This window comes from Streptomyces sp. NPDC001156 (assembly GCF_053598275.1).
Genome location: NZ_JBSFJX010000255.1, coordinates 1 through 10,097, shown reverse-complemented (window position 1 = coordinate 10,097; position 10,097 = coordinate 1). Strand labels below are relative to the sequence as shown.

Here is a 10,097-nt window from a genome sequence, read left to right as displayed (position 1 = left end):
CAGCATCCCTGACGCGCAGGAATCCGGCAGATCACGACGCGCCGAGCAGGCGGGCGCATCGGTACGGTTTGCCGCGATGGACCAGCGCGGCCCGGGCTGGTGCTGACTACTGAGGTTTTCGGTTCGAGGTGACGTCATGGCGGGGCCGGGATGAGTCCGGTCTCGGCGATCAAGCCGTCGAGCAGGGCGGGCTGGTACTGCATCCGTTTCAGGCGGGTGCGGGCCAGTGCGGCGAGCTCGTCGAGGCTGCACGGGGCGAGGTTGCCACGCTGTTCTTCAGATGTGTCGGCGTCGGCCGGAGTAGTCCCACTTGCTGGCGATCAGCCTTCGGTGCCAGGCCGGTAGCGTCCCTGGCGTGAGCGGGAAGACGCTGCTCCAGCGGCGGCGCGGTATCAGCGACGACGGTGCGGCCAGCCAGAACCGGTCAGCGGGCTGGTAGCGGACCGGATTGGTGAGTTGCCGTCGCAGTACTGCGTTCTCGTGCCGCAGCACCAGTAGTTCGGCATCCTCGGCGGTCTTCCGGCGCAGCGGTACCGCCGGCGCGGACAGCAACGCACAGGTGGCCCGGTACAGGAGTGAGGTGATCAACCGTGCGGTATCCCAGCCACTGCCGAGGGCTCGGTACGCAGGCTCCCACCTGCAGCGATGACGTTGCGAGCCCCACACGGGCCCCGACCCGACGAGGACCAGGAAGGACCGGCAGATCAGGGCCTGCGGAACCCGGCGCACCCAGTGCCAGCGGCATGCGACGGCCCGCATTGCCCGGCAACGAGATATTACGGATGAACCGCGGAACCGATCAGTGGCCGATCGCCACTGACGAACCGAGGCCGACTTGACAGCGCCCCAACCCGCACCTCCGACTGGCGGGAATCTCGCCAGGACGCAGTCGGCCGGGCTGACTCGTACGGGTGAGCCCCAACCTGCGTCCCACCGGCGACCGAGCCATATCCATGAGGCGCTCACCTGCTGGTTTCCCCGTTGCGTGATTTCGACGCGGAAATCCTCCGCAGGAGCGGCTTGCAAGGCAATGCACACAGCAACTAGCGTCCAACATCGCCGGACAAATCGTCCAACGGCGTTGGACGGTGTTGCGTGCACCCCCAATACGTCTTGCTGCGCCCGTCACGAAATGGAATCACCATGCTCGACGTGCAAGAACTCGAAAGAGAGCCCATGGGACAGCTTCCGGCCTCGAGGTCCTGGGCAGAGGGCCGAGAAAACCGCCGGACCGGTCTCACCTCGTTGCGGAGGGCGCCGTCGCAACGAGCCCTCGTGCGCGCTCGCCGTCTGGTCTAAGGGCAAGGCCCCTTCCGGTTGCAGTACCAGGGCAGTTGCAGGGCGCGGGCCACTCAAATCCGCTCGGTCTGCGGCGCGGGTGACGTAGGTTGTCGCACCACCACCGGCACACTGTGCGACTTCAGGGGCAGCACCTGGAGTGTTGAGGCGCTCGCCAACCGCTGACGCGGTCGTCTTCGCCGGCCGGACAGATTGGCCATCCCTTCGCTGTACGTTTCGGTTTCCGCCCGATGAACCGGTGTGCCGGGCGGTTCAGCCGCGTACACAGGACCACTTCCGCAGACCAAATCTGCCGTGACACGCGGAATTCCGTAATTCTCAGGTACGCGTCCCGGGGCCCCGCATGCGCCTGGGAAACGAGAGCATGCCCGGATTTCTCGTCGCCGACTCCGCGACCGGCACCAACCCACGAGGATCTGTTCACAGCTGTGGTGCTCCACAGCCCGTCTGAGGAGTTCTACTTGTTTGCCGCGCTCATCACCGCGACATCGCTGGCGCTGTTCTGGACGGCGGCGTTCACTCTTTGGTGGCAGATGCATGCCTGGCGTACGCCTGAGACGCTGGCGGCCACCCGTTTCGCGCGGCCCGACGGGGACGCGGGCCTTTCCTTCTCCCTGCTGGTTCCCGCGAGGCACGAGCAGGCGGTTCTCGAACACACCGTCAACGGCCTGCTGAAATCTACGCACGGGGCCTACGAGATCATCATTATCGTCGGCCACGACGACCCCGGCACCGCCGAAGTGGCCGAGAGGGTAGCGGCGTCTGCGCCCGACCGGGTACGGGTGGTGGTCGACACCAACGAGTCGAAGAACAAGCCGAAGGCCCTCAACACCGCGCTGCCGTACTGCTCCGGCGAAGTCGTCGGGGTCTTCGACGCCGAGGACCAGGTCCACCCCGCCCTCCTGACCCATGTGGACCACGCCTTCCGCTCCACCGGGGCCGATGTCGTACAGGGCGGCGTCCAGCTCATCAACTTCCACTCCAGCTGGTACAGCCTGCGCAACTGCCTGGAGTACTTCTTCTGGTTCCGCAGCCGGCTGCACCTGCACGCGCTCAAGGGCTTCATCCCGCTCGGCGGCAACACCGTCTTCGTCCGCACCGACGTGCTGCGGGACGTCGGCGGCTGGGACGAGAACTGCCTCGCCGAGGACTGCGACCTGGGAGTGCGGCTGTCCAGCAAGGGCAAGCGCGTGGTCGTCGCGTACGACGCCGAGATGGTCACCCGCGAGGAGACACCTGGCACCCTGGTGAGTCTGCTCAAGCAGCGGACCCGATGGAACCAGGGCTTCCTTCAGGTCTACCGTAAAAAGGACTGGAAGCAACTGCCCACCCTGGGGCAGCGGATGCTCGCCCGCTACACCCTCATGACGCCGTTCTTCCAGGCGTTCACCGGGGTGATCATCCCGATCAACATCTGGGTGGCGCTCTTCGTCGACGTCCCGGTCGGCATCACGGTCGTCACCTTCCTGCCCGCGCTGACCGCCACCGTCACCTTCGTCTTCGAGATCGTGGGCCTGCACGACTTCGGCCGTCAGTACGCCCTGCGGGTGCGCCTGGTGCACTACGTCAAGCTCATCGTGGGCGGCCCCTTCTACCAGCTCCTCCTGGCCGGAGCCGCCACCCGCGCGGTGTGGCGCGAGAAGCGCGGCCGCAACGACTGGGAGCTGACCCGCCATGTCGGCGCCCACCTCACCGAGGCGACCCGAGAGGACGTGCGCCGGTGACGGTCACCAGGCTCACCGCTACTGCGCCGCCGGTTGCGGCTGTGCCCGCGCCGCGTACCGGCGCCCACCGCGCCGCGAAGAGCCCCGCTCCACGATTCCGCTTACGCACCTCTGGTCCGGATCTTCTCCTGTGCGGCGCTCTGTTGACGGTGATCCTGACCGTCCAGGGCTGGAACATCACGCGCTTCCCGACCTTCAGCGACGACGAGGGCACGTACCTCGCGCAGGCCTGGTCGGTCCAGCAGGGCAGGGGGCTGGCCCACTACACGTACTGGTACGACCACCCGCCGGTCGGCTGGATCCAGATCGCGCTCATCACATGGCCGGCCTCGCTGATCGACCAGGACGCCATGACGGTGGCGACGATGCGTTACGCGATGCTGCTGGTCAGCGGGATCAGTGCGGCGCTGCTGTACGTGCTGGCGCGACGGCTTGGCCTGCCGCGCTGGGCGGCCGGGCTCGGCATGGCATTGTTCGGGCTGTCGCCGCTGGCGGTCGTGCTGCAGCGGGAGATCTTCCTCGACAACATTGCGGTGATGTGGATGCTGCTGGCATTCTGCCTGGCCGCGTCCCCCAGCCACCATCTGTGGCACCACTTCGGGGCCGGGTTGGCCGCCGCCACCAGCGTCCTGAGCAAGGAGACGATGCTGGTCGTGCTGCCGGCGCTGCTGGTGACGATGTGGCAGCACAGCCACCGTGACACCCGCAAGTTCGCGGTGACCGGCGCGGTGGTCGCGTGCGGGCTGACCGGGCTCGGGTATCCGCTCTATGCCCTGCTCAACTATGAACTGTTCCCGGGCCCTGGGCACGTCTCGCTGATCGACGGGATCAGATTTCAGATGAGCCGCCAGGGCTCGGGCTTCATCCTCGCCAAGGGCACCAACTCGCACGCGGTCTTCGAGTCGTGGCTCTACTACGACACCGTGCTTCCGCTCGGCGGGCTTGCCGGCGCTGTGCTGCTGCTCGGTGTCCTGCACTGGTCGGTGACGGCCAGGGCGCTGGCCGGTCCCGCTCTCGCCGTGGCGACCCTCGCTCTGGTCGCCATGCGTCCGTCGGGCTATCTGCCCGCCATGTACGTGATCCAGGCGCTGCCCTTCCTCGCGCTGATCGTCGCCGGGACCGCCGCGAGCGTCACCCACACGGTGTTGCTTCGCAGCGCCCGGCGCGGCGGCCGGGCCTTCTGGTACGCCGCGGGACGCTGCTTGCCGCCCTGGGCGCGACCGTCGCCGTCCGGGTCGTATCGCACTGGTACGACGGCGACCGCACCGCCCTGACCGCCGACGCCAACGCGCCCTACCGGGCGGCCGCCGCCTGGATGCGGGACGACGTGGCGGACCCGGGCCGCACGCGGGCGCTGGTCGACGACGCCCTGTGGCTCGACCTCGTCCACGCCGGATACCGCCCCGGTGACGGCGCCATCTGGTTCTACAAGGCCGACCTCGACCCCGCTGTCGCCAGGACGCTGCCGAACGGCTGGCGGGACATCGACTACGTGGTCGCCTCCCCGACGGTGCGCCGGGACGCCGTCGACCTGCCGACCGTCAAGGCGGCACTACAGCACTCCACCCCGGTCGCGGTCTTCGGCGAGGGCGCCGACCGCATCGAGATCCGTCGCATCGCTGGAGGAACCAGGTGACCGTATTCAGTAGCGGCACGGAAGAGGCCAACGCCCCCGATCTGCGCGCCGGAGCGCCCACCGCGCCCGGCTCCGTCACCGTGGTCATCCCCACCTTCAACGAGTCCGGAAACATCCGCGAACTCCTCGCCGGGCTAGCCGAATCCCTCCCTGAGCGGCTGCCGGACTGCGAAGTCGTCTTCGTGGACGACAGCACCGACGACACCCCGGCGGTGGCCGAGATGGCGGGCCGCGACTGCCCGTTCCCCGTCACTGTCATCCACCGCGACACCCCGGCCGGCGGACTCGGCGGCGCCGTTGTCGAGGGCCTGAGGGCCGCCCACTCCGAGTGGGTCGTCGTGATGGACGCCGATCTGCAGCATCCGCCTTCCCTCGTCCCCAAGCTCGTCGAGACCGGCACCCACAAGAGCGCCGACCTGGTCGTCGCCAGCCGCTACACCGGCGGCGGCAGCCGCGCCGGGCTCGTCGGGGCCTACCGGGTCGCGGTCTCGCGCGGCGCGACCTGGCTCACCAAGGGCTTGTTCCCGCGGGCCCTGCGCGGCATCAGCGACCCGATGAGCGGCTTCTTCGCCATCCGCCGCGATGTGGTGCGCAACCGTCGCGGCAGCGGCGCGCTGCACCCGTTGGGGTACAAGATCCTGCTGGAGCTGGCGGTCCGCAGCCGCCCCCGCCCCGTCGCCGAGGTGCCCTTCGTCTTCCAGGACCGCTACGCGGGCGAGTCCAAGTCGACCGTCCGGGAGGGAATGCGCTTCCTCGCCCACCTGGTGAGGCTGCGCACCGCTTCGCCGGTCGCGCGGGCGCTGGCCTTCGGCCTGATCGGGCTCACCGGCTTCGTGCCCAACCTGGCGGCGCTGGCCGTGCTCACGTCCGCGGGTATGCACTATGTGCCCGCCGAGATCGTCGCGAACCAGTTCGGCGTGCTGTGGAATTTCCTGCTGATCGAACTGCTTCTGTTCCGGGAACGCCGTCGCCACCGCCACTGGGCCGACCGCCTGGGCCGGTTCGGGCTGCTGGCCAACGCCGACCTGCTACTGCGTATCCCGCTGATCACGCTGTTCGTCGGACGACTCGGGATGGGGGTATTCACGGCGACCGCATTCGCCCTGGTCGTGACCTCCGTCCTGCGATTCGCGGGCACCGAGATGCTGATCTACCTGCCACGCCGCGGCCGCCGGGCAGTCGGCCGCCGCGGAAAGATCGAGGAGGCCTGATGACGAGAAGAGCACGCGGCCCCTTCGCGGCCGCCACCGCCTTCATCTTCGCAGCCATGGCGGCCCCGTTCCTCCTGCTGTCGGCCCCCGAGGCGGCCGAGGCGGGCACCAACCTCATCATCAACCCCGGCTTCGAGACGGCCGGAACCGACGACATGCCGGCCTGCTGGGAGAAGTCCGGCTGGGGAGACAACGACTTCACCTTCACCACCACCACCGCCGACGCGCACTCCGGAAGCAAGGCGGTGACGGTCGCCCTGACCCGCCGCCTGGACGGCGACCGCAAGGCGATGATGACCGAGACCCCCGACTGCGCCCCGCACGTGACGACGGGACAGCAGTACGACCTGTCGGTCTGGTACAAGTCGACCACCGCGGACACCGCGGTCACCCTCTTCCGGCACGACACCACGGCCGGCTGGCAGTACTGGACCGACCTGATGAACCCGCCGGTCAGCGCCGCCTGGAACAAGGCCGAGGTGCGCACCCCGCCGGTCCCGGCCGGCACCGACCAGCTCACCTGGGGCGTGTCCGTCTACGGCGTCGGCAGCGTCACCACCGACGACTACACCGCCGAACTCGTCGGCGGCACACCGCCCGATCCGGTGTGTACCGGAACCGCCGCGGAGTGCCAGGACGGCAAGTGGGATGTCCTGCCCGCGCAGAACCCGGTGCGCTCGATGCACTCCGTGGTCCTCTAGAACGGCAAGGTGCTGCTCATCGCGGGCTCCGGCAACAACACCGACAACTTCGCGGCCGGCAGCTTCACCTCCGCCGTCTACGACCCCGAGACCGGCACCTACAAGGTCATCCCCACCCCCGACGACATGTTCTGCTCAGGCCATATCCAACTGTCCGACGGCCGCGTCCTGGTCATGAGTGGCAACAAGGCCTACCCCGCCGCCGACGGCTCGCACGGCTACGAGGGTTACCGGCACAGCTATGTCTTCGATCCGGACACAGAGACCTACACGCAGACCAACGACCTCAACGACGGCCACTGGTATCCCTCGGCGACCGAGATGGGCAACGGGGACGTGATGTCCTTCGGCGGCCTGCGTGAGGACTCCACCGGCTCGGTGACGGCCGAGAAGTGGTCGGCCGCGCAGAACAACTGGCTCCCGCTGTCACAGGTCAACCAGACCTGGTCGTACTGGGGTCTGTACCCGTCGATGATCCTGATGCAGGACGGTCGGCTCTTCTACTCCGGCAGCCATGTCTTCGGCAACGGCACGCCCGGTACCGGCTCGGCGGTCTACGACTACGACGCCAATACCGTCACGCCCATCAACGGCCTGCAGAACAAGGACCAGCGCGACCAGTCGGCCAGCGTATTGCTGCCCCCGGCGCAGGATCAGCGGGTGCTGACCATCGGCGGCGGCAACATCGAGCGCAACCCCGACGCCAACCGACTCACCGACCTCATCGACCTGAAGCAGCCGAACCCGGCGTACTCCGCGGGACCGCTGCTGCCCCAGGGCACCGTCGATCTGCCGACGGGCACCACCCAGGAGACCGGCGCTCAGGGCAAGATGTACGTCTCGGCCGTCCTCCTGCCCGACGGCAAGGTCCTGGAGACCGGCGGCGGACTGCACAACCGGGCCGACCCCGTCCACGAGGCCTCGATCTTCAACCCGCAGACCCAGACCTTCGACCCCGTGGCCGCCGACCCCGAGGCCCGCGGTTACCACTCCTCTGCCTTCCTGCTGCCGGACGGCCGCGTGATGGCCACCGGCGACAACCCCGGCAACGGCACGTGGAACCACAATGTGTCGATCTACACGCCGGCCTACCTCTTCAAGGGCCCCCGGCCGCAGATCACCTCGGTCGTCGACAGCCACTGGACCTACGGCAGCACCCAGCGGATCACCGTCGACCGCACGATCGCCAGGGCCGAACTGATCCGCCCGGCCGCGGTCACCCACTCCTCCGACCCCAACCAGCGCTTCATCGACCTGCCGATGACCGTCAACGGCACCACGATCGACCTCAACGTCACCAGCAACCCGAATGTGGCCCCGCCCGGCTGGTACATGCTCTTCGCGGTCGACGCCAACGGTGTGCCCTCGGTGGCGAAGTGGGTCCACCTGGACGCCCAGGGGAGCGCCACCGCACTGCGCTCCGCCACCTCGGCCGGCACGGACACCCCGTCCCCGCACATCCACGACTTCGCCAGGGATCTGGCGAACAAGCCCCAAAAGCCCGGGAAGAAGCGCACCTCAGCCCCGGTCGGCGTCCGTGTCTCCGGCTGCGACAACCACTACGGCACCCGCGACCTCTGCATCCCGACCGTCTTCCCGAACACAGTCAAGGCCACCACGGCCGCCCGCTGCACGTGGCTCAGCAGACACGATTTCAAGCTGCCGTTGAAGACCAACGGTGTCGACGACCCGCTGCGGCTCGATCCGAACCACAACGGCCTGGCTTGCGACCGTGCCGACGGCATGTCACCCAGATGACACCTGTACGGCGGCAGCTCGGCGGCGCGCGCTTCGCCGTCTTGTCCGGCCGCCACACCTGTGAGGAGTGTCCAAAGGGTCGCGGGCGTGATCGGGAGCACGCGCGCCCGCCGACGTCGTGGGATCAGCCCGGACAGTGCCGCGAACCACAGTCGGTCCGCCGGCTCATACCGCACCGGGCCCGCGAGCTGCCTGTGCAGCGCCACGTTCTCATGCGGCAGCACAGTGCTCCGGGTAGCAGCATGCGGACCGCGCATTCCAGCTGTGGGCCTGGAACAGGGCGGCACCGACCCTGTGCATGGCGTCGAGTTGGGCCTGCGGCCACGCTTGTCCGCCGCCGGTGTTGATGCACTCGAAGCCGTAGAAGTGGGGGTTGCCGTCGGTGTTGGCCTCGCTGTCCGGCGGCATCAGCTTCTCCGCGATGACAGGCTTGAGGACGTTGTCGTCGCCTGAGCCGGCGTGGTTGGCGCGGCCGTAGCCGACGAGGTGGGCGGTGCCGGAGCGGGCGATGACGCCGTGGCGCAGCGGGCCCGGCAGAGTGGTGTAGCCAGTGTGGCAGAGCTCCATCATGGCGGCCTCGGTGGAGTACGGGCCGGTGTGGTGGATCATCACGCTGTGGATCGGGTCCCAGGCGGCATTGTGGTTGTGGGTGCGCCGGCCGCCGCGCTCCATGACACGGATGCCGGACTTCTTCGGGCCAGCGAGGAACTGGTCTTCGGCCCGTGGCTGGGCCACGTTGGGACGCGTCCCGCGGCGCCTCCATGTTCACTGCTCATCAGGGGCCACCTGGCGGTCCCTCGGCAGGCAAGCCCTGCGGTGTTCCCGCACACATTCGAGGGTGGCGGGTCGCCCGAGCAGGCGGAGTCCTGACGCATCTCGCCTCGAGGTGACCTCCGTGCGAAAGCTCGGATGGAGTGATCTGGGCGGCACCGCTCACTACACTCAACTGCCACGGAGGAAGGGGCGGAATGTTCGGGTTGATTTCGAAACTGGCGGAGATTCTGTCCTCGCACTGGGGGAGACTGCTCGAGGGCAGGCAACTCGGCCAGGATGCGGATGTTGCCCGGCACTTGGTACGCGTGGTGGTGGCGTTGCAGGATCTGTGCGTGCGTGGGGAGCAACTGCTCGTGCTAGCCGAGAAGTTGCTTGATGGCGAGGGGACGCCGGAGACGTCGGGGGAGTTCACCGGCATTCTGGGCCAGCAAGCGCGCGAGGTAGCCAGTCTGCGGTCCCTCTTGGATGAGTCCAAGGGGCTGATGGCCACCATCGACGCACAGATCTACCTGGACCTGGCGCCAATGGTCGACCAGAAGTCCGGCTTGCTCATACGGTGGGGCCGTCAGGCAACGCTGGGTGAGTTCTCCACAACCACCCTGTTTTTCCTGCCTGCGGACGACCTGACGCGTCTCATCGAGACCGGCCGGTCAGTCGCCGGCCCTGATGGTTTGGACGTGGAGCGCACCACGTACGTGGTCGCCATCGCCGACAGCATCCGTAACACCCGCGCGCGAGAGGTGCGCGACATTCGCCTCGCTCCCCAGGGCGTCCAGGATCAGGTGCGCACGGAGATTGCGTCCGCGCGCGCTGACCTGGCGCGTGCGAAGGACTACTGCTTGACGCTGCGTGGCGCGACCGAGACAGCGGTCGGCCCCGAGGCCATGGCCAGGCTCCGGCGCAAGCTCCTGCCGTGAGGACTAGTGACGGCGATACCGCATCGCCTGATACAGCTCAGGATCCCTCGGATAGCCCATCGCCGCGAAAGCATAGG

5 protein-coding genes and 3 pseudogenes are annotated in these 10,097 nt (G+C 68.2%); 5 read left to right on the top strand and 3 right to left on the bottom strand.

Annotated features, from left to right (window positions below; all coding sequences use genetic code 11):
- Positions 1–276 precede the first annotated feature (276 nt).
- Positions 277–588, bottom strand: a complete 312-nt coding sequence (locus tag ACWDA7_RS46030; protein WP_450613294.1) for an integrase — start codon at positions 586–588, stop codon at positions 277–279.
- 1,172 nt (positions 589–1,760) lie between these two features.
- Between ACWDA7_RS46030 and ACWDA7_RS46025 the strand changes: the two genes are divergently transcribed.
- The 4 genes and pseudogenes from ACWDA7_RS46025 (at position 1,761) to ACWDA7_RS46010 (ending at position 8,329) form a co-directional block, all read left to right on the top strand.
- Complete coding sequence (locus ACWDA7_RS46025; RefSeq protein WP_450613292.1) at positions 1,761–3,023, top strand: glycosyltransferase; 1,263 nt, start codon at positions 1,761–1,763, stop codon at positions 3,021–3,023.
- Positions 3,020–4,659, top strand: a pseudogene (locus tag ACWDA7_RS46020) (ArnT family glycosyltransferase). Before ACWDA7_RS46025 ends, ACWDA7_RS46020 begins: the two are co-directional and overlap by 4 nt.
- Positions 4,656–5,870 carry a glycosyltransferase gene (locus ACWDA7_RS46015; protein ID WP_450613290.1) on the top strand — a complete coding sequence of 405 codons (1,215 nt, stop codon included), beginning with the start codon at positions 4,656–4,658 and terminating at the stop codon, positions 5,868–5,870. The pseudogene ACWDA7_RS46020 and the gene ACWDA7_RS46015 overlap by 4 nt, the downstream one beginning before the upstream one ends.
- 56 nt (positions 5,871–5,926) lie before the next feature.
- A pseudogene (locus ACWDA7_RS46010) lies at positions 5,927–8,329 on the top strand (galactose oxidase-like domain-containing protein).
- Positions 8,330–8,403: 74 nt separating this feature from the next.
- Here the strand turns inward: ACWDA7_RS46010 and ACWDA7_RS46005 are convergent.
- Positions 8,404–8,586 (bottom strand): annotated as a pseudogene (locus ACWDA7_RS46005) (hypothetical protein); the annotation flags it as partial.
- A complete protein-coding gene (locus ACWDA7_RS46000) occupies positions 8,540–9,064 on the bottom strand; it encodes a peptidoglycan recognition protein family protein (protein ID WP_450613288.1) in 525 nt (174 codons plus the stop codon). The gene ACWDA7_RS46000 and the pseudogene ACWDA7_RS46005, both read right to left, overlap by 47 nt.
- A 233-nt stretch (positions 9,065–9,297) precedes the next feature.
- Between ACWDA7_RS46000 and ACWDA7_RS45995 the strand changes: the two genes are divergently transcribed.
- Positions 9,298–10,020 carry a hypothetical protein gene (locus tag ACWDA7_RS45995; RefSeq protein WP_450613286.1) on the top strand — a complete coding sequence of 241 codons (723 nt, stop codon included), beginning with the start codon at positions 9,298–9,300 and terminating at the stop codon, positions 10,018–10,020.
- The last annotated feature ends 77 nt before the right edge of the window (positions 10,021–10,097 follow it).

Bases quoted from the DNA above. Each gene is read 5' to 3' on its own strand.
- ACWDA7_RS45995 (WP_450613286.1), top strand. From the start codon at position 9,298: ATGTTCGGGTTGATTTCGAAACTGGCGGAGATTCTGTCCTCGCACTGG.